General features: G+C 42.7%; 19 protein-coding genes and 1 pseudogene. 14 read left to right on the forward strand and 6 right to left on the reverse strand.

Annotated features, from left to right (window positions below; translation table 11 throughout):
* Window positions 1-61 precede the first annotated feature (61 nt).
* The 6 genes from V5G28_RS34890 to V5G28_RS34915 all read left to right on the forward strand — a co-directional run bounded on the left by V5G28_RS34890 (window position 62) and on the right by V5G28_RS34915 (window position 5,500).
* Complete coding sequence (locus V5G28_RS34890) at window positions 62-799, forward strand: hypothetical protein (protein ID WP_332996170.1); 738 nt, start codon at window positions 62-64, stop codon at window positions 797-799.
* A gap of 106 nt (window positions 800-905) precedes the next feature.
* Window positions 906-2,075 carry a zinc-dependent alcohol dehydrogenase gene (locus V5G28_RS34895; protein ID WP_332996172.1) on the forward strand — a complete coding sequence of 390 codons (1,170 nt, stop codon included), beginning with the start codon at window positions 906-908 and terminating at the stop codon, window positions 2,073-2,075.
* Window positions 2,076-2,265: 190 nt separating this feature from the next.
* Entirely contained in the window at window positions 2,266-3,450 is a 1,185-nt protein-coding gene (locus V5G28_RS34900; RefSeq protein ID WP_332996175.1) for a Gfo/Idh/MocA family protein, read from the forward strand.
* A gap of 84 nt (window positions 3,451-3,534) precedes the next feature.
* Entirely contained in the window at window positions 3,535-3,876 is a 342-nt protein-coding gene (locus tag V5G28_RS34905; RefSeq protein ID WP_332996177.1) for a cupin domain-containing protein, read from the forward strand.
* Window positions 3,877-4,167: 291 nt separating this feature from the next.
* Window positions 4,168-5,088: a manganese catalase family protein gene (locus tag V5G28_RS34910; RefSeq protein ID WP_332996178.1), complete on the forward strand. Its 921-nt coding sequence runs from the start codon at window positions 4,168-4,170 to the stop codon at window positions 5,086-5,088.
* 262 nt (window positions 5,089-5,350) lie between these two features.
* Complete coding sequence (locus V5G28_RS34915) at window positions 5,351-5,500, forward strand: hypothetical protein (RefSeq protein WP_336231545.1); 150 nt, start codon at window positions 5,351-5,353, stop codon at window positions 5,498-5,500.
* On the opposite strand, the gene V5G28_RS34920 is transcribed toward V5G28_RS34915, so the two are convergent.
* Together V5G28_RS34920 and V5G28_RS34925 are read right to left on the reverse strand one after the other, a co-directional pair.
* On the reverse strand, window positions 5,489-6,583 hold the full coding sequence (locus V5G28_RS34920; RefSeq protein WP_332996182.1) for a hypothetical protein: 1,095 nt from the start codon (window positions 6,581-6,583) through the stop codon (window positions 5,489-5,491). The two genes, V5G28_RS34915 and V5G28_RS34920, sit on opposite strands and share 12 nt — an antisense overlap.
* A gap of 208 nt (window positions 6,584-6,791) precedes the next feature.
* Window positions 6,792-6,959 (reverse strand): annotated as a pseudogene (locus V5G28_RS34925) (RNA-guided endonuclease TnpB family protein); the annotation flags it as partial.
* 400 nt (window positions 6,960-7,359) lie between these two features.
* Between V5G28_RS34925 and V5G28_RS34930 the strand changes: the two are divergent.
* The 7 genes from V5G28_RS34930 (at window position 7,360) to V5G28_RS34960 (ending at window position 13,878) form a co-directional block, all read left to right on the forward strand.
* Complete coding sequence (locus V5G28_RS34930; RefSeq protein ID WP_332996184.1) at window positions 7,360-7,506, forward strand: hypothetical protein; 147 nt, start codon at window positions 7,360-7,362, stop codon at window positions 7,504-7,506.
* 100 nt (window positions 7,507-7,606) lie between these two features.
* Complete coding sequence (ureE, locus tag V5G28_RS34935) at window positions 7,607-8,050, forward strand: urease accessory protein UreE (protein WP_332996186.1); 444 nt, start codon at window positions 7,607-7,609, stop codon at window positions 8,048-8,050.
* Entirely contained in the window at window positions 8,028-8,717 is a 690-nt protein-coding gene (locus tag V5G28_RS34940) for an urease accessory protein UreF (RefSeq protein ID WP_332996188.1), read from the forward strand. Before ureE ends, V5G28_RS34940 begins: the two co-directional genes overlap by 23 nt.
* A gap of 545 nt (window positions 8,718-9,262) precedes the next feature.
* Window positions 9,263-10,597: a KamA family radical SAM protein gene (locus V5G28_RS34945; RefSeq protein WP_332996190.1), complete on the forward strand. Its 1,335-nt coding sequence runs from the start codon at window positions 9,263-9,265 to the stop codon at window positions 10,595-10,597.
* A 130-nt stretch (window positions 10,598-10,727) separates the two neighbouring features.
* A complete protein-coding gene (locus V5G28_RS34950) occupies window positions 10,728-11,705 on the forward strand; it encodes a DMT family transporter (RefSeq protein ID WP_332996192.1) in 978 nt (325 codons plus the stop codon).
* Window positions 11,706-12,458: 753 nt separating this feature from the next.
* Window positions 12,459-13,055 (forward strand): urease accessory protein UreG, encoded by a 597-nt coding sequence (gene ureG, locus V5G28_RS34955; RefSeq protein ID WP_332996194.1) that lies wholly within the window; start codon window positions 12,459-12,461, stop codon window positions 13,053-13,055.
* A 148-nt stretch (window positions 13,056-13,203) separates the two neighbouring features.
* Window positions 13,204-13,878 carry an AIM24 family protein gene (locus V5G28_RS34960; RefSeq protein WP_332996196.1) on the forward strand — a complete coding sequence of 225 codons (675 nt, stop codon included), beginning with the start codon at window positions 13,204-13,206 and terminating at the stop codon, window positions 13,876-13,878.
* Between the two features lie 465 nt (window positions 13,879-14,343).
* On the opposite strand, the gene V5G28_RS34965 is transcribed toward V5G28_RS34960, so the two are convergent.
* From V5G28_RS34965 to V5G28_RS34980, 4 genes are all read right to left on the reverse strand, one after another.
* A complete protein-coding gene (locus V5G28_RS34965; RefSeq protein WP_332996198.1) occupies window positions 14,344-15,045 on the reverse strand; it encodes a DUF6989 domain-containing protein in 702 nt (233 codons plus the stop codon).
* Window positions 15,046-15,293: 248 nt separating this feature from the next.
* Window positions 15,294-16,727: an NAD(P)/FAD-dependent oxidoreductase gene (locus V5G28_RS34970; RefSeq protein ID WP_332996200.1), complete on the reverse strand. Its 1,434-nt coding sequence runs from the start codon at window positions 16,725-16,727 to the stop codon at window positions 15,294-15,296.
* A 245-nt stretch (window positions 16,728-16,972) separates the two neighbouring features.
* Entirely contained in the window at window positions 16,973-17,101 is a 129-nt protein-coding gene (locus V5G28_RS34975) for a hypothetical protein (RefSeq protein ID WP_336231546.1), read from the reverse strand.
* Window positions 17,102-17,615: 514 nt separating this feature from the next.
* Window positions 17,616-18,236 carry a PEP-CTERM sorting domain-containing protein gene (locus tag V5G28_RS34980; protein WP_332996204.1) on the reverse strand — a complete coding sequence of 207 codons (621 nt, stop codon included), beginning with the start codon at window positions 18,234-18,236 and terminating at the stop codon, window positions 17,616-17,618.
* 425 nt (window positions 18,237-18,661) lie between these two features.
* Here V5G28_RS34980 and V5G28_RS34985 point away from each other — a divergent pair, with 425 nt between their 5' ends.
* Window positions 18,662-19,627: an acetamidase/formamidase family protein gene (locus tag V5G28_RS34985; RefSeq protein ID WP_332996206.1), complete on the forward strand. Its 966-nt coding sequence runs from the start codon at window positions 18,662-18,664 to the stop codon at window positions 19,625-19,627.
* The last annotated feature ends 27 nt before the right edge of the window (window positions 19,628-19,654 follow it).

The following is a 19,654-nucleotide window of genomic DNA, read 5'->3' on the forward strand; positions in this document are numbered from 1 at the left end:
AAAAGAACCAATATCTACTATCTACTAACTCAATCCAAACTGAATATATCGGAGGAATTGTATGAATCGCTTGCGTCAGATTTTGACTGTTTTTCTAGTAGGATTAACATTTTTCGTAATGCAGGCTTTAGGCTACGGTAACTCACTGATAGCACAAGCTGAAGAAACCGTACAATCTCCAGTGGGTATTTATTACAAGGGGACACCTTCTGATACAAGCTCTGATAAAAGCTCTGGTACAAGCAATATCCAAAACGACAACAAGCTGGTTGAAAAAGCCAGAAAAAATCTGAAAGAAACTGCTGATAATGTCAGAGAAAAAGTCAGCAATATTGGTGAATCTGTTTCTGGCAGTAGTTCTGGCAGTAGTGATGGAACCGTGAAATCCCCAGTGGGTATTTATTACAAGGGTACACCTTCTGATACAAGCTCTGATACAAGCAATATCCAAGACGACAACAACCTGATTGAAAAAGCCACAAAAAAGGTGAAAGAAACTGCGGATAATCTCCGTGCATCGGTCGATCTAGATGAAAACGTCACAACACCAGAGGCGAATTATTACAAAGCACAACCGCAAACAACCACGACCAGTAACGGCAACAACCTGATTGAACAAGCCAGAGAAAGCCTCAAAGAAACTGCTGACAATGTCACCGAAAAACTCAATCTTAATGAAGAACTTCCTCGCAGCACCAAAGAATTTCTGAATTCAACTGAAAAAAGAGTTGAAAAAACAGTTGCGCCAGTAACTGGAACAAAAGAAGGGTACTACCAAGAACCTCCTCAAGTTAGATAAGTAGAAATAGAGTAGGGGAAGTGGAGGAAGTGGGGGGAGTATCTTCATTCCCTATCTTCCCTTACTTCCCTATCCCCATACTCCACTAAATTAAGGACTATTGAATATGAAAGCAGTTTGCTGGCATGGTGCCAAAGATGTGCGAGTCGAGACGGTGCCAGATCCAAAAATTATTAACCCCCGAGATGCTATAGTCAAAATCACCTCGACGGCAATTTGCGGTTCTGATTTACATCTTTACGACGGTTTCATCCCCACGATGGAAAAGGGCGATATCCTTGGTCATGAATTCATGGGGGAAGTCGTTGAGATTGGCAGCGCAGTTAAGAATATCAAAGTGGGCGATCGCGTTGTCGTTCCCTTCACAATATCCTGCGGTAACTGCTATTTTTGCAAACATGATTACTGGTCGCTGTGTGACAACTCTAACCCGAACGGCTGGATGGCAGAAAAGTTGATGGGTTATTCACCATCTGGTCTATTTGGTTACTCCCATATGATGGGCGGTTACGCTGGAGGTCAAGCAGAGTATGCCAGAGTTCCCTTTGCCGATGTAGGCTTGTTCAAAATTCCTGATGGATTAACGGATGACCAAGTATTATTTTTAACAGATGTTTTTCCAACTGGTTATATGGCAGCAGAGAACTGCAACATCAAACCTGGTGATATCGTTGCTATCTGGGGTTGTGGACCAGTTGGACAATTCGCTATCAAGAGCGCTTATTTGCTGGGTGCAGAACGCGTTATAGCTATAGACCGCGTCCCTGAACGTCTACAGATGGCAAAAGAATACGGCAACGCAGAAGTCCTCAACTATGAAGAAGTGGATGTTGGCGAAGCCCTCAAAGAAATGACTGGCGGTCGTGGTCCTGATGCTGTGATGGATGCAGTGGGAATGGAAGCACACGGCACCGACTTTATGGCGTTATACGACAAAGCAAAGCAAGCAGTGCGTTTAGAAACAGACAGACCTACAGCCTTGCGCCAAGTCATTCTCTCTTGCAGTAAAGGCGGTCATGTATCAATTCCGGGTGTTTACGGAGGCTTTTTGGACAAAGTGCCGATGGGTGCTGCCATGAACAAAGGCTTAACGTTCAAGACGGGACAAACCCACGTCCACAAGTACTTACGTCCTTTACTTGAGCACATACAAAACGGCAAGATTGACCCAACATTTATCATCACCCACCGCTTACCTCTAGAACAAGCGCCCCACGGTTACGAAATTTTCAAGCACAAGAAAGAGAACTGCATCAAAGTTGTACTGAAACCCTAACATCCTTTGGGAACTGGCGACAGGGGACTGGCGACAGTTATCAGTTACCAGTTACCAGTTACCAGTTTTCAATTATCAAGTACCATGCTGGTACTGTTCACTGTTCACTGTTCACTGTTGACTATCCCTAATCCCTAATCCCTAATCCCATTCACTCCGCGCTCCTGTGCGTTTAAATCTTAAATAACTTATGTTTGACTCCCTTAAAAAAGAACTATCTCGCCGTGCTCTTTTACATAAAGCAGGTTATGGGTTCATGGGACTCAGTGTTGCTGGGGCAGTCGGACACATTATCAAACCTGTACGTACTTTCGGCCAAGCAGCACCAGCACCATCTAAAGAACCGTCTTTGCCTCCGGAAAAAAAGCTAGGATGGGCAGTCGTTGGTTTGGGTAAATTTGCCACCGAACAGATTATGCCTTCGTTTGCTGAGTGCAAGAGGTCAAAGTTAGTGGCTTTGGTGAGTGGCGATCGCCCTAAAGCCGAAAAGTACGCACAGCAATACGGCATCAACCCAAAAAATATCTATAACTACCAAAACTACGACTCTATCCGTAATAACCCGGAAGTAGACGTTATTTATATCATCTTGCCTAACGGGATGCATGCTGAATACAGCATTCGTGGGGCGCAAGCAGGCAAACACATCATGTGTGAAAAGCCGATGGCGAATACCGTTGAGGAATGCCAAGCAATGATTGACGCGGCAAACAAAGCAAACCGCAAGTTGATGATTGCCTACCGCGCCCAATATGAACCGTACAACCTCGCCACCATTCAACTTGCTCAAAGTGGCAAACTTGGGAAGCTTAAGTTGATCACCTCAGACCACGGACGTACACTCAACCCCAAAGACCCCGCCGACATATGGCGAATGCAAAAAAAACTAGCTGGTGGCGGTTCCCTCTACGACATCGGTATCTACAGCTTGCAAGCCGCACGGTATATTACTGGCGAGGAACCTGTAGCAATTAGCGCCATGATCTACAGCACCCCAGGCGATCCCCGCTTCCGTGAGGTCGAGGAAAATGTCAACTTCGTGCTACAGTTTCCCAGCGGCGTCCTTGGCAACTGTACCTCAAGCTACGGCTACTCCAATACCAAACGCATTCAAGTTTTCGGGTCTGATGCTGTCTTGGAATTAGATCCAGCCACCGACTACTACAAACATCGCCTAGTGATTAAGGACAAGAACGGTAACGAGGAGCAAAAGATTGAGGAAAAAAACCAGTTTGCCCTAGAGATGGATCACCTTTCCGAGTCTATTATGCAAAATAAACAGCCCAAAACTCCTGGTGAAGAAGGCTTGCAAGACGTTAAACTTATGCAGCTCATTTACGAAGCAGCCCGTACAGGCAAAACCATCAAAGTTTAGCACTTCCCTACTCTTCTCTTCTTTCTGGTGCGTTCTCTGCGCCTTGGCGGTTCATTTTTCATAAACCCTATTGAGGAAACAAATATGGCTGACACAAGTGTTAAAAAAGTAGACTCCGCTTATTCCCCTAAAGGTCAACAAGGTCAAAAATATCTTGCATCCGGCAAAACTGTTTCAATGCGTCTTTGGGAGAACGAACAACCTGACGAACCCAAAGAACCAGCAACGCGGGAATATGAAACCGTTGGTTATGTCATTAGTGGTCGTGCTGAGTTGCACATCGAAGGTCAAGTCATTTTACTAGAAACTGGCAATTCCTGGGTCGTGCCAAAAGGAGCATCCCACACTTACAAAATCCTAGAACCATTCACCGCCGTTGAGGCAACCAGTCCACCTGCTCAAGTTCACGGACGGGATGAGGATTAATTTATACAGCTTTACTTTTTACCAGAATCACTCATAGTAACATCTTACCAGAGGCTGAACCTCTGGTTTTTTCTTGAATTTACAAGGACAGCAGTCTCTCAAATAGAATTTTTAGTCTTCTGCCTAACAACTCAATGACCTCAGTCAATTTACTTATTTTTTCAGTATTTTTTATTTAACTATAGAGTGAGGTAGAGCAAGCATTAAATAGGTTTCCTAGAAAGCATAGGCGACACAAATATCAATTGAGCCTGAATTTGTGCCGCCCTGTATGCAAATGAGGTCACAATAATGTTTTACCACACTAAGAAGCTTCAGTACTTCAGACCACCAGAAAAACCCGATCCAATTTACGCCAAGAAAATTCAAGAACTCATTGGTGGCACCTTTGGTGAAATGACCGTGATGATGCAGTACCTGTTCCAAGGCTGGAATTGTCGCGGACCTGCAAAGTACCGCGATATGCTTTTGGACATTGGTACCGAAGAAATCGGTCACGTCGAAATGCTTGCCACGATGATTGCTCACCTATTAAATAAAGCACCCATCAAACTACAAGAACAAGGTGCACAAGACCCAGTGGTGGGCGCGGTTATGGGCGGTACCAATCCACGGGATGTGATTGTAGATGTTATGGCGGGAGCTATGAACCCCCAACACGCTATCGTTTCCGGTTTGGGTGCCACGGCAGCTGACAGCGTAGGCTATCCCTGGAACGGTCGCTTCATCGTCGCCAGTGGTAACTTGATGGCTGATTTCCGGTCAAATCTCCATGCGGAATCTCAAGGACGCTTGCAAGCAGTGCGGATGTACGAGATGAGCAACGACGCAGGAGTGAAAGATACCCTGAGTTTCATGATTGCCCGCGACACCATGCATCAAAACCAGTGGCTAGCAGCCCTTGAAGAGTTAAAAGCAGATGGACTGGAAGACACTCCAGTTCCCAGTTCCTTCCCATTGGAATTGGAGAAGCGCGAGTTTGCTTATCAGTTCTGGAATCACTCAGAAGGTACCGAAAGTGCTCAAGGTCGCTGGGCACAAGGACCTACTCCAGACGGCAAAGGGCAATTTGAGTATGTAGAAAATCCCAGACCGCTAGGACCAGAACCCCTACCACCCGTACCCGATCCAAGACTGCACGGGACACCTACAGACAGACAAGCGGAAGGTGGCGCAGACCCTTTAGTTAAGCGCACAACCATTGGCGGCTAACATTGACCAAACAGAACTCACGAGTCAGGAGTCAGAATGGCGAGTGTACTCCTGGCTCATCAGCCGAGGTTCCAAGCCCTTGGCTTTAAGCATAGAGAAATAAACGTAAGTCGGATCGTGGCTGAAACCCCTGGATTTATCCGTGGGGAAATTCTGAATACCGAATTCAGTATACCTGACTTCTTCTCATGCTTGCATTTTGCTAATTTTGGTTGTCACTGGGAAAAATAGCAGCCAACTTACTGGCACATACCATCCAAGTATGTGCCAGTTTTTTTATAGCCCTCTGCGCTCCTACAATCCTCACGGCAGTTTGGACACTGGTGGGAACCCCAACGCACTGCCTCCTGTATTGCATTCAATTGAAAAAGGCGATCGCGGCGCTTCATCGGAACACGGGTTAATTGCGTAACTGATAACCCACCTCCAAGAATATCTGCTGAAGTGCTTGAGTGTAAGGTAGCAAGATAGCTTGGTGTTCTGGCGTTAAACCCTTAAGCACTTCATCCACTAATAATTGAATTGATATTTCTGCTATCTCCCATTTGACTTCTATTGCCTTCAAAACCATCTTGCATAAATTAACGAGTTCCTGCTCCACTGGAACTAGGCTCTGCTCTAATACAGATAACCATAGGTAGGATTGAAACATAGTCAGGTCACGAATGCTCGAATGTGCCACATCTGGATCTGTTAAACAACCACTCCGGCTCTGATAATTGGGGAATAATTGAATAAGCCGATGGTGAACAGTCTGGGCTATTTCCTCAGCAACTGATATCATTTGCTCTACCAGAGATAATGCTGATGACCCCAACTTATGTGTACCAGCAGCAGTGCAAATTCGTTGCCAAGGCATAGAGACTTGTTCCTCAATAAACTTTAAGTAGGAACCAAGCAATACTTGCTCAATAGGTGTCAGGTAACTTAGGATTAATTTGTTTGTAAATTTCAACTGCGTTGTCATAAAACCCAAAGCACGCCAGTCTCTAGATGCCAAGAGTTGCTCTTGAAATACCAGTAATATTGGCTCAAGCTCGTATGATATCTGGGTGAGTGCTGATTTGTCGAACGATATAAACGATATAAATGAATGAGGCGCAAAAAAACCGGCTGCTTCTGACTGTTGTGCTGTACGCAGGGCAAGGCTTAGTGATTGCTTCTGGTAAATTTGTAGAAGTTTTCTATACACCCGTGTTGCAAATTGCGTGATTCGCCTTGCCTCATTTAAATCTAAAACGTTTGGAATGTAATTGTGGAGGGTCTTGGTTTGTAACCAAGCCATCTGGCTATTAAGATTTAGTACATTGTCTGTTAACTTTGTGACAGTTATGGCTCGTCCCTCTGGGGAATTTGCCTCAATGAGAGAATTGTAGTTTAAAGGATCTTTTAACAAGGCTAGAAACGATGAGTCAGGTATATAGCGCTGTGCCCAAAGGTTCAGCAAGCTTTCAATTGAGGGAGTTTCAAAAGTTTGAAGAGTTTTTAATAACATTTTCTTTCACCCATGAGTAGCAATCAACCAAAACATAAGGCTAAAGCTGCAATGCTTAACCTAGTCATTGTTTGAGATGCACTCCTGTCCTGACTTTTTCGATTATCTGGTTTACCCATTAAGCTCTGTTACCAATAAACGACAACATTGGAGAACATTTTCATGCCTAATCATCGTTGTCATATCTTGCAAACGAGAGACTAGTGAACTACCCACACTGACCTGGAGTACCAGGTAGAGTGTGGGCTTCTGTACTCATAGGCGAGTGCCTCAGATGAGACTTTCGCCCCATCCTTGGTCTTACCTCTCCTCCTACAGCAGAGACGGCTGAACCTTCCGCCTTTAGCATTCTGATTCCCTCTGCTCTAATTCGGACATCTCCTTCCGCGTTAAGCTACGCTCAACATAGGTCAGAGATGCCCTCGTCACCGTCCGGCTTATATCCCGCCACTGACCTGGGTACAGGTTCAGTGGGGGACTTACGCCGAGTAGTTAAAAGTAATATATACGTACGGCTATTAATTTTCAGTGCTTGAAATTACCGTAACTTATCTAACATTAGCATTAAGTACAACTGTCGGAAATAGTATTTTATTCACGGGGAGTGGGGACTAGGGATTAGGGACCCTTGGACTGGGAGGAATTGAGGACAGAGATTCTACTCCGCCCTATTCCAGCGATTGGGATAAGGAATTGGATTTGCAACTCCAACCCAATCCGCAGTGCCCAATTCCGGAACGCCGATTCCTCGCTGCCTTAACGTAAGTAAGGCGGGGATGAATCAGCGCGACTTGATGACCTGTAAGTATACCTGTAGCGCTGCAATGGGTGTTGGTATTGCTAGTGCTATGACTTGGAGCTTAGTATTTAAATGGTCGAGTATTGCTTACCAAGTGCTTCCGGGAATGCCTGCCGATGCTTGAGTGTATATAGTTGCTCGATTTTTTTACCCCGAATTGATTATCTTTATTCGGCAGGCACAAGTAAAAAAGAGTTTAGTAATTCCCTATACCCTAGAAAATTATGCTAACCTTCACCCAACGTAAACCGCCCAATGATGATACACAAGTGACCTTAACCCTGGCTTTAACAGCAGAAGAACGCACCCGCAGTCGTCATCGTTTTGAGACAGAATATGGACAAATTGTGTTTTTGGGTTTACCCAGAGGAACGGTGTTACGAGATGGGGATATTCTGCAAGATGAAACAAGTGGTAGTTTAGTAAGAGTTATTGCTATACCAGAACCAGTTTTAACTGTCACTGCCAAAACAGAGCTAGATTTACTACGGGCAGCTTACCATTTGGGAAATCGGCATGTGCCAGTAGAGATCACAGCGACCTATTTACGGTTATCTCCTGATCCAGTTTTACGCGCCATGCTAGAAAAACTTGGGCTGGAAGTCAAGGAGGAATTTTCACCGTTTCACCCAGTACCAGGTGCTTATGGACATCATCACACTCACTGATGGCAATCTTTTGTGTCTTTTGCAACTAGCTAGCCCAGCTTTGCCTGTGGGAGCTTATAGCTATTCTGAAGGATTGGAAACGCTGGTTGAGAATGGCGCGATCGCTCATCAAGCAGCCTTACAGCATTGGTTAGAGGCAGAACTGCGTTACGGGGCAATACGGTTAGAGGCGGCGGTGATGGTACGAACTTATCAGTCTGTCAAAATGGCTGATTTCAAGGCGCTATCGTACTGGAATATGTGGTTATCTGCTGCTCGGGAAACCGAAGAATTACGCACCTCTAGCTGGCAAATGGGGCGATCGCTCATCCAGTTGCTTGGGAAACTAGAAACACAAATTATGCCGATTGTCAATGCTGTTGGTAATCCTTGCAATTATGCGATCGCTTTTGGCATTGGGGCTGCTCATTGGGATATCAATATCAAAGCGGCATTATTGGGATATCTGCATACTTGGGCAAGTCATATGATCACTGCTGGAGTAAAGCTGATTCCTTTGGGACAAACAGTAGGACAGCAGTTAATGCGATCGTTACAAGGATTGCTTTGTGATGTAGTCGTGGAGATTATGAATTTGGAAGATGATGAACTCGGTTGTTGTAGCTGGGGTTTGTCTTTGGCAAGTATGATGCATGAAACCCAGTATACAAGGTTGTTTAGGAGTTAGGGCAAAATGAAGAGGCAGGGAAGCCTGTCGGAAATTAAAGGTTGAGCCTTTGAGAGGATGTCTGAGAAGTTTTAGGTGAGCTTCCTTACTTTTCAGACATCCTCTAATGTTCAAAGAACAACTCTTTCTTTTCCACATCCCGTGAAAAGTCAGGATTTAATCCGAAATTTCTGTTTAGCGATCGCCTCTGGTGGGGCAAAGCATCCTCACTCGTTTTTGTCCGACTTCAGAAAATCGCGTTGCTCCCATGAAATGTTATAAAAATTTTTACTATCTGCTTAACTGTCTTAAATGTCTTAACTGTCCATATCATTATTCACTTAACTGTCTTAACTGTCTTAAATGTCTTAACTGTCCATATCATTATTCACTTAACTGTCTTAACTGTCTTAACTGTCTTAAATGTCTTAACGGACAAAAAGACAAAAAAGATGTGTTCGTGGATATTACAAAATCGCGTTGCTCCGAATTTTATTGTTTATGATATTGTCTTACTTGTGTACAAAAAACAAAAAACTAATTTTTTCATGGAGGCAATATAATTGATGTACACTCTTGAGCATCGCGAGCTTCAAGAAGGCGAATTTTGGCGTGAAATCCCTGTTTTCGCTAAGGTTTCTCAAAACGAATTTCTCGACTACAAATGGCAGATAAAAAATTCTATTTCCGACTTCATAAAGCTCGCCGAGACAATCAAGGGCGTCGTTAGCGACGATTTTATTGTAGCTATGAGCAAGGGATTTCATTTGGCACCAATGAATGTTCGTGTCACTCCCTATTTGCTGAGTTTGATTGACTGGAATGACCCCTGGAATGACCCAATTCGCAAACAGTTTATACCTGTAAGCACCCAGCTTCATGAAGACCACCCGATGCTGACACTTGACTCCCTTCATGAGCAGAAAGATGCTCCAGTATCAGGTCTGACACACCGCTACATTGACAAAGCACTTTTTTTGACAGTAAATGCATGCCCAGTTTACTGTCGTTTCTGCACGCGTAGCTATGCTATTGGCGCGGACACTGAAACTGTTAAGAAAGTTGATCTGTCCCTCAATTCCAAACATTGGGAAAACGCATTTCAATACATTGAGTCCCGTCCAGAGCTTGAGGATATAGTCATTAGCGGTGGTGACACATATAATCTATCTGCTGAAGCTCTTAAAAAAGTCGGTTTTCGGTTACTTCAGATGCCCAATATTCGACGCATTCGCTTTGCAACCAAAGGGCTTGCCGTCATGCCAATGAAAATTCTCAGCGATGAGAAGTGGGTAGACGCACTCACGGAAGTATTCCTTTTAGGACGTAAATTACACAAACAAGTAGCTATCCATACGCACTTCAATAACGCTAAAGAAATCACGATGATATGCAAACGCGCTATGGATAAATTGTTTGAGCGTGGTATAAGCGTACGTAACCAGTCGGTACTTCTACGTGGCGTCAATGACACATCTGAAAAAATGCAGCTTCTCGTTAAACGATTGAGTTATATTAACGTCCAACCTTATTATGTCTTCCAACATGACATGGTCAAAGGTGTCGAAGATCTTCGCACTAGTGTTCAAACTGCTATCGAAATTGAAAAGAATGTGCGTGGTGTGACTGCGGGCTTCAACACCCCAACATTTGTCTTAGATGCCCCTGGCGGTGGTGGCAAGCGTTGCATTCATTCCTACGAATACTACAACCGTGAGACGGGTGTAAGTGTCTATACAGCACCATCCGTCAAGCCAGGTCAGTACTTCATGTATTTCGACCCCTTCCACAGTCTGTCAGAAGAAATTCGTCAGGCATGGAGAGACCAAAAGAAACGACAACAAATGTGCTTGGATGCAATATACCATAGCGGTGTGGGAGTGTACTCGCGCTTAGCCTGAGAAGTAGGGGATTTCTATAGGTTGATTCGTCATGCCTACCCGCTTTGGGTGGGCTCGTAGGGCTGGTCATTTTTTGGGGAGTATGTTAGTGATTGCTTGAGGACATCAGGTGTATTATTACAAGTAGTCTATGATAAAATTTATTCCAGAAAGTCACAAACACTCTCTGGGTGTTGTGTTGATCGTTGTTACAGCTTTAATATTGGGAACTATTCCTGCAGCAATCAAGGAGGCGATCGCTAGTCTTTCGCCAGCTACGCAATTTGCAATTCGCTTCACAATTGGGGCAATAATTCTTACCCCGTTTGTTCGTAACCTGAGTCTAAAGTTAGTACGTGACGGGCTAATTCTCGGAGTATTACTTTTTGCAATCTTTGCTACTGCAACGATTGGATTGGAAACTATCTGTGCAAACCAAGCTTCATTTATCTTTGGTCTCAACATGGTCTTTGTCACCTTGTTTGAGCTACTGTTTCGCAAGCGCCTATCCGTTAGGGCGGTACTATCAGTGATACTTGCTTTTGCCGGAATTGGGGTGATGTCTTGGAACAGTGGGGAGCCTCTTATCGGCGACTTTTGGTTGTTGGGTTCTGCCTTCAGCGATGCCGTTTATATCATTGTGCTTGAGATGTTTTCGCCACACCACCCACCCATACCATTGGTTACAATCCAGCTTTGGGTTGTAGCAGTGCTAGGCATATTGTGGGCTGGTTTCGGAGTGACTGAACACATTGAGGCAATTCAAACGAGTTTAGGTGTACTAATCTACCTTGGCGTAGTTGCCACTGCTATAGTCATTTTGTTCCAAACAGTTGCACAGCAATGGATATCTGCCCACGAAGCAGCACTATTCTTTGCTCTAGAACCTGTGTTCGGGGCAATTGTCGCATTTTTGCTACTCGGCGAAACCTTTTCAGCTCGCAGTTTCATTGGTGCAGCAATGGTGCTGGTTGGAATAATTCTGACTTTGATCCGTCCCAAAATTGACGAAAGTGATACAGAAACCCCACAATTACAGGAAAGCACGGTTCCAGACGGTATGGCACAAAAAGGCGAAGTTTTGGTAGGAATGCTAAGTGCTAATCAGGAAATTGAGGAGCTATTTTAACAGTTATCAGTTATCAGTTATTAGTTTTTTTGGTCACTGTTTACTGTTCACTGTTCACTGTTCACTGTTTTAATTTTTTCTCATAGCCTATTATAAGTGTCAATGTCAAAAATAACACATGAAAACACCTATCAATTCCATAAACTCCTCTCTTGCTAATGCATGTCAGCTAACTCAAGCTAGCTGCTGCAAGGCGGGTCTGTTGTTTTTGCCCGAACAAGAATATCAAGCAATTGTTCAGTGGCTCGCAGGCAACTCAGCAAATGAACTTAGTGAATTCGAGTCTCGATGTGTTAAGTACGACGGGTTCTACCTCTACAATCAAAAAGATAATTGTCAGTTTCTAACCGAAACAAACCTGTGCAGGCTGCATCCAGAGGGTGTAAAACCGTCTGAGTGCTTTTGGTGGCCCGTCCATATTTACGGCACAGAGCCAGAAAATCTTGAATTGTGTGTTGCAACTAAATGCTGTACTGCCTGCGAGTACATTGACGCTAACTCATGTTTGCTTGACGACATTACGAAGAGGGCTCATGAACTTGGATGTGATGTAATTTGTCGCTTTAGAAAAGTCTACTCGGGAAGCTATGAAAAACGGTTCTTGCGTAAGTTGTAGCGGCTTTAAGACCCCATTGGGCACCCTAAAGTGTTAGACTACGGATTTTGGACGAGCGATCGTAACACCGTCAGCCATGACATCACACGCGAACTTGCTTTTTTGTCCAAAGTCCAATGACTAATGACTAATTGCTTATGAACGCTTTTCGAGTTGGTGTTGCAGGTCCAGTGGGTTCTGGGAAGACGGCTTTGGTTGATGCTTTATGTAAGGCGATGCGTAATAAATATCAGATTGCTGTGGTGACGAATGATATTTATACGCAGGAGGATGCTCAGTTTTTGGTGCGTTCAGAGGCTTTGGTGAGCGATCGCATTTTGGGTGTCGAAACTGGGGGTTGTCCTCACACTGCTATTCGGGAAGATGCTTCAATGAATTTGGCAGCAATTGAACAATTGGAGACGCGGTTTTCAGATTTGGATTTAGTCTTTTTGGAAAGCGGCGGTGATAATTTAGCTGCAACTTTCAGTCCGGAATTGGTGGATTTAACGATTTATGTTATCGATGTTGCCGCTGGTGATAAAATTCCCCGCAAAGGTGGTCCTGGAATTACTAAGTCTGATTTGTTGGTAATCAATAAAACTGATTTGGCTCCTTATGTTGGCGCAGATTTAACTGTCATGGAACGGGATGCTAAAAAAATGCGTGGTGAGAAACCTTTTGTTTTCACAAACTTGAAAACACAGGAAGGTTTGGCAGAGGTCATCCAGTTTGTTGCTATAAATGTTTGCTAATGTGTTATGTTCAGCAGCTTGACTGCACCCCACCCCGCCTAAGCACAGCTTTGGCGGGGTGGGGTTCTTCAGGAATGATAAGTAATCAACCGAACCTGATATGACTATTATCTAGCGTCTACGTCTTTGTATAAAAAAGAGGAAAACAATGGCAATTTTTGAAGTTATAGCAAGAGAAGGATTGCGTTTAGTCAAGGTTCTTTTGCAAAACGAAACAGTGAAGACAGAGTCAGGTGCTTTGTACTATATGCGTGGCAATATTACCATGCAATCTAAAGCACCTTCAGCAGGTGGTTTGTTGAAATCCCTAGCAACAGGCGAAAACATTTTTCGCCCCACTTATACAGGAACTGGTGAATTATATTTGGAGCCTTCTTTATCTGGATTTCATATCATGGAATTAAACGGCACTGAATGGATTTTGGATAGTGGGGCATATTGGGCAAGTGATGGTTCTGTAGAAGTGGGTGTTGAGCGAAATAAATTGGTTGCTGGGTTAGTGGGTGGTGAAGGCTTGTTTCAAACAAAAGTCAAAGGCAGAGGTAAAGTGGTCATGGTAGCACAAGGACTTGTAGACGAGGTGCATTTGCAAAATGACCGTTTAGTTGTGGATGGTAATTTTGCAATTGCTCGCACAAGTACCTTAAATTATCGAGTTGAAAAAGCCACTAAGTCTATTTTTGGTTCAATGACTTCAGGAGAGTTTTTAGTCAATACCTTCGAGGGAACGGGTACTGTGTTACTTGCTCCTGTTCCTTATTGGGGAGTGATGTTGCTACGTCAAATTACCGCAGCGATTCCGAATAACTCTGGTTCAAAATAACTAGAAAAATTTAGAAAAGGAAGGAATTAGAAATTACAGCTATTTTCAGCTAATTGAACCACAGATTTTTGTAGGGGCAAAGGCTAGCCTTTCTTTGCCCCAAAGAGCGTGGTTTATCTACTTGAAAACCGCTGTAAATCATCACAACTACCCCAACTAGTGGTTTGTTTCATTAATTCTAATGGGTTACAAGAACCCCGACTTTGTAAAAGTTGTCGGAGATCTGACTGTAATTTGTAATTACCAATACAATTACAAATTACGAATTACAGACTACTAATTATATTGCTTTTTGGAGTTTGCAGGCAAGCTGAATTAAGTCATCCGCAGCGGCAGGTTGGAAGAGAAAAAACAAAGATTCGGGTCAAGCTGTTTATTTTTCACTTGTGCGATCGCCTAACTAATAAAACGAGTAAAATTTATATTAAAAACCCGCTTACCCTGCCCCTGTTGATCTATTGCATTTTATAATATTTGCAGCTCAAGCAGCACCTTCTCTACGAAAAAATAAAAAAACACAAGATTAAACCAGAACAAAAGCATTATTAAAAATGCAGTCATAGCTTTTTTTAGTATAGTCTTATACTTAATTTTTTCATAAGCAATATAGGCTGACAGTCCTAGAAGCATTTCTGGAATAACCAAATACACAGCCCAGTGATTAATTATCATAACATTCTGAGAAGACCATGAAGGCAATGCCCACATTGTTTGTTCAGCTACTCCAAAAATTAGCAAAGAAACAGTAGCTACACAAATGTAAGCAGTTCTCTGAGAAATATGCTTCTGTACTTGCTTTCCTGCCAAGATTATCAGAATAAGAGGAATAGTCCACATAAAAGCCATGTAGACTGGTATTGGACCAATTTTTATAAAACTATCTTCGGGATAAACCAGCACACCAAGCCCAGAGCAGAGAAACCAATCTGGCAAGACCATAAAGAGACTAAAGGGGAAAACAAATAGCCACAAATCAACCCAGTCATTGTGTTTAAGCCACAAACCTATTCCAGGAATAGCCAAATTATAAATAACGACTAAGGCGAATAGTCGAATGCCTATGGGTAGCCCCAGAGGAACCATGAGGATTACCACACAAAGGGCGGCAAATGCAATATGTAAAATCAGAATATTCCGTTCTTTGTTTTCTATTAATTGCCTGTCCATATATCTGACGTTTTATTCCAAATTGTCTTGATGATTGCAAGAATTCAGAATTCAGAATAAACAATGCTTACAGCTATAGGGATAAATAATTGCACAGAATCCATAGAAATGAGATTCCTTGCTCTCTATAACATTCTAAGTTCTGGCTCCTGATTTCTGAATTCTTACTAATGATTGGTACTGTTTGGTTCAATGAGATCACCAAACATCAAATGACTAAGAAATTAGAATTTTTCGCTTATGAAAAATCAAGTTAATCTCTGAGCGGTGATTTTTCGTATATCTTCGGATACTATCTCAGCTTTGTTCGGTGTTAATTCCAGCAATACACGCCAAAACATTCGAGGAGTAAAAAGTGAAGATGTTGGTTTCAACATATGCATTACCTCAGCAAAAGATTGGCAGATATCTGGTTCTCTAGCAGCTTTTTGTAAAAGCTGGTAAGTATATCTTTGAATTAATCTATAAACAAACCAAGGCTGGGGTTTAATACCCTTAGTTTTGCTCCAATTTAAGTCTTCTAAAGTTGCCAGTAACCAAGGATGAGCAATCACTTTGGCTAATTTTTTCTGAAACCGGATTGAAAAGCCAGTCAGTTTGCCTTTCTTGTATTTTTCTTCTTGGAGCAAATCATCTAAAGTTAATGCACTTAAAGCTGCTACTGTAATTCCCTGCCCATAAACAGGATTAAAGGCACAAACAGCGTCTCCAAGTGTAATAAAACCATCCGGCATTTGAGAAAGTTTTTCGTAGTGATAGAGACGGTTTTGTGTTTGACGATAACTGTGAATTTTCGACACAGGTTTTGCAGATTTTATCGCTTCATGTATTTCTAAACCTGGTAGCGTTTTACTAAACTCCAGAAAGCCTACTTCATCAGTTGGAGGATAGTCGCCATTAATTCCAATCAAACCAACATGCCAAAGATTATTTCCTACCGGATAGATTCCACCACCACGTAAATACGGTGGTCTTGGGTACATTTGAACAGCTTTCCAATCAAATTTGAATTCAGGCGAAGGTTGATATAAACGCGATGCATAACCAATTGATGCATCAACTACAGTTTTTTTTGGAAGTGTATAGCCTATTGTTGCTAACCATTTGTGAGCCTCTGTTGCTCGACCAGTCGTATCTACAACAAGTTCGGCAAGTAAGGAGTTAATAGATGGGCTGTCATCGTTTTTTCTGTTGTCGCTCCTACACAGTAAGACGCCAGTCACCCGTTTTTGAAGTGCGTCATATAATAACTCAGTGACTTCATGCCCCTCAAGAATGTGGAAGCCTTTAAAAGCTTCTAAACGAGATTTTATAGTCCAATCTAGAAGTGGTCTGCCCAGAAATAGCGTATTTAAATTGAAAGAAAATCTTGGCACTAATTGCGAACCATAAACAATTAATACATCTTTAGGCCAATCTATCTGTACTGCACCTAAATTCAGAAGTTCTTGCTCAATTCCAGGGAAAAGTGATTCCAAAATGATATTAGCGCGTACCATTAACTGATGGAGTTGATGGGCTTGAGCAATACCTCGGCGAAATTCTGGTTTTACAGGATAAATATCGCGTTCAATGAGTGTGACCCGCTCAAAATGATTGAGTAATATCCTACTGGTTAAAAGTCCGGTCATGCTACCGCCAATTACAATGACGTGATTTAATTTTGTTGTAGTCATCATCATTTTTGAACAGAAGAAAACACTTTAACTAATTCAACGTGCATTCGATAAAACCGTAGAGATTGTGCAATTCACAATCTAACCGAACGAAAAAGCGTTCTTAGAGTTATAAAGGCTTTTGACCAAGAAAGAATCATCCGCTACTAATCTGTAATCACATCTGCCAGATAATAAATTCATTCAACTATTATTTCTCGCAAATTTCTTACTTTTCTTACTTTTCTTACTTTTCCTAATTTTCCTACTTTTTATTGTCGAGAGCGCTCCAGCAATAAATCGAAACTTGGATTTATTCCTAAAATCTTTACCCGATTAAGTTTCTCCACATGAACTGAAGGCAATGCTGCCAAGAATTTTTGTAAAACTCGTCTCATCATTTCTCGTGTAGCTACTGGCAAGTTCAATGATTGTCTACCCTAGAATTTCAAACTTTTAGAGAAAATGCAAGGACAGTTAAGACAGTTAAGACAGTTAAGAAAAGGTTTAAATAAACTTAACACAATAGCTTAATAGCTTAATACTAACTTCAAAAAGTGAGCTGCACTCTTAGAACAATTGAACACACTAGCGCCACAGTGCCTGGAAATAAACCGATTACCATTAGACACTGGAGTTTAGACTAAAGCAGGCGATTGCGCGCAGCGCAGTACCTAAAGGGCGATCGCTACGCGGTCGCAATGCAAAAAAATGAAGGGATGCTTGTAGTTAGAACAAGCACCCCTTAAGCGGAAGATGAGAGAAGCACAACCCTTCGGGTGAGCCAGTCGCTACAACGGGGGGAACCCCCGCAACGCGCTGGCTCACCAACTCTCAACAACCGCTATGGATTCTTTTGCCAGATTAAAAGCATTTCGTCAAACCGTAATACTAGTTGAACGACTTAAATGTTGCTTAGTCTAAACTCCAGTTTTTACGCTTCAGCAGTGAAGCGATGCCCAAAGCAGACAACATTAATACCCCTAATGTAGAAGCAGGTTCAGGGACACGCGAAATCGAAGTAAACGCATTTGTGGAAGATAGGGTAGCCCCTGTGGGAGTATTAATAAGCGCAAATCCGGACGATGGGAGAGTCGTAACTAAATCGGATAAAGCATTGGAACCCAGGGAATTAGGTAGGTAAGCAAACGTAGCCAAAAATTTAGGATTGGTAGGATCAAAGTTTTTAAAATCATTAAACCCGATGACGTCTGCAGAAAGCCCACTATTATCTGGTCTCGCTAAATTACTTCCCACTACAATCGAATTGGAAGAACCTTTAAAGACATCTTTTCCGGCATTAATGGTATACTCTGGACTCGCGTTTCCATACAAAGTGGCACCGTCAGGTGTCACGCCCGCTGGGATTGAGTCATCAAAGACAAAGTTACCGCTAACTGGCTCACCAGTTTCTTGAGCGTTGAACTGGAAGTTGAAGTTAAAAAGCGAGGCTTGAGCGGGAGCACTACTTACAGTTCCCAGCAATGTAAACGCTGCCCCGACGATAGCCATTAATAACTTTTTTTTGGCTTTCATAAGATATTTCCGAAAACTGCCAATGCGTCTCTATAAGTGGCTGAAGCTCTGCAAACACGTGAGGAGAAAATCAACCAGTTTCCACTTTAAGAATATACTTATGTCTCAAAATCAAAAATGATTTTTTTTTAGGAAAATTTAGTATGTTTTTTGTTATTTATAAGAGGACTAATAGGGCGTTGTTGATTTGAAGTATGAAACGCGATTTTTTAAGAATAACGTAGCAAATTGAAGAATTACAGCATCCATCCCTGGCTTGGTCAATCCCACTACTAGTATCTCGTCAAACTCGGTAAATTCGCCCTCCCTTAGAGAGATTTTGCGGCTGATAAAAAACTGAATGCAACAATGCAATTTTGTGTAAGTTCTTGGGCATAAAACCCGCTATTCTAGGCAATAATTCTGACAAAGCACCTTCAGCCGCGATGACTCACCATATTCTCAAAGCCACCAGGGAAACCGTGCATCTGGGTGGGTTCTCTCATCTTTTAGAACCAGCACTCACTGTTGACTCTGGCGACACAGTTGATGTAGAAACATACACTGGCTACTACCTTTACGACAAAGCACCACCGGAGTTTCTCACACCTGCCTTCGTGGATATTTGTCAAAATCTTCCCCCAGAACGCAAAGTTGCAGCAGGACCGCATCTACTCACCGGACCAATTTACGTGCGGGGTGCGGAACCTGGAGATGTTTTGGAAGTCAAACTAGAAGTCATCACACCCAGTTTACCCGTTGGCTTCAATGCGATTCGTACAGGTTGGGGAGCGTTACCACATCAGTTTCATCAACCCGCCTTGAGATTTATTCCCCTCAATTTAGAGGATAACATCGCTGAATTTCCCAAAGGTAGTGGTATTAAAATTCCCCTCAAACCCTTTTTTGGTATCCTAGGTGTTGCGACTACGGAAGCATTGCGAAACTCAATCCCTCCTGGTCACTATGGTGGTAATATCGATAACCAGGAACTACAGGCTGGTTCTAAGATTTTTTTGCCGATTTTCGTTCCTGGTGCCCTATTTTCTATCGGTGATGGACATTCAGCACAGGGAGATGGTGAAGTCAATGTCACGGCAATTGAAACTTCTATGAACGGCAAGATTCATCTTAAACTTCGCAAGAATTTGCCATTGACAATGCCAATTGCTGAGACTCCCACAGATATCATCACAATGGGATTTGGTCAAACATTAGATGAAGCCTTAGAGTTAGCTTTAAAAAACATGATTGACTTTTTAGAGCGCTTCATCAATTTGTCGCCGGAAGATGCTTATGTATTGTGTAGTTTAGCCGTAAACTTTCGCATCACTCAAGTTGTCAATAGTCCACAAAAAGGCGTTCACGGAATGCTACCAAAATCGATATTTTCCTCGAAAATCAATCTATAATTAGCCATAATTAGCCATCTACCCACA

It is taken from the genome of Scytonema sp. PRP1 (genome assembly GCF_036697665.2).
GTDB lineage: Bacteria > Cyanobacteriota > Cyanobacteriia > Cyanobacteriales > Nostocaceae > Kalymmatonema > Kalymmatonema gypsitolerans.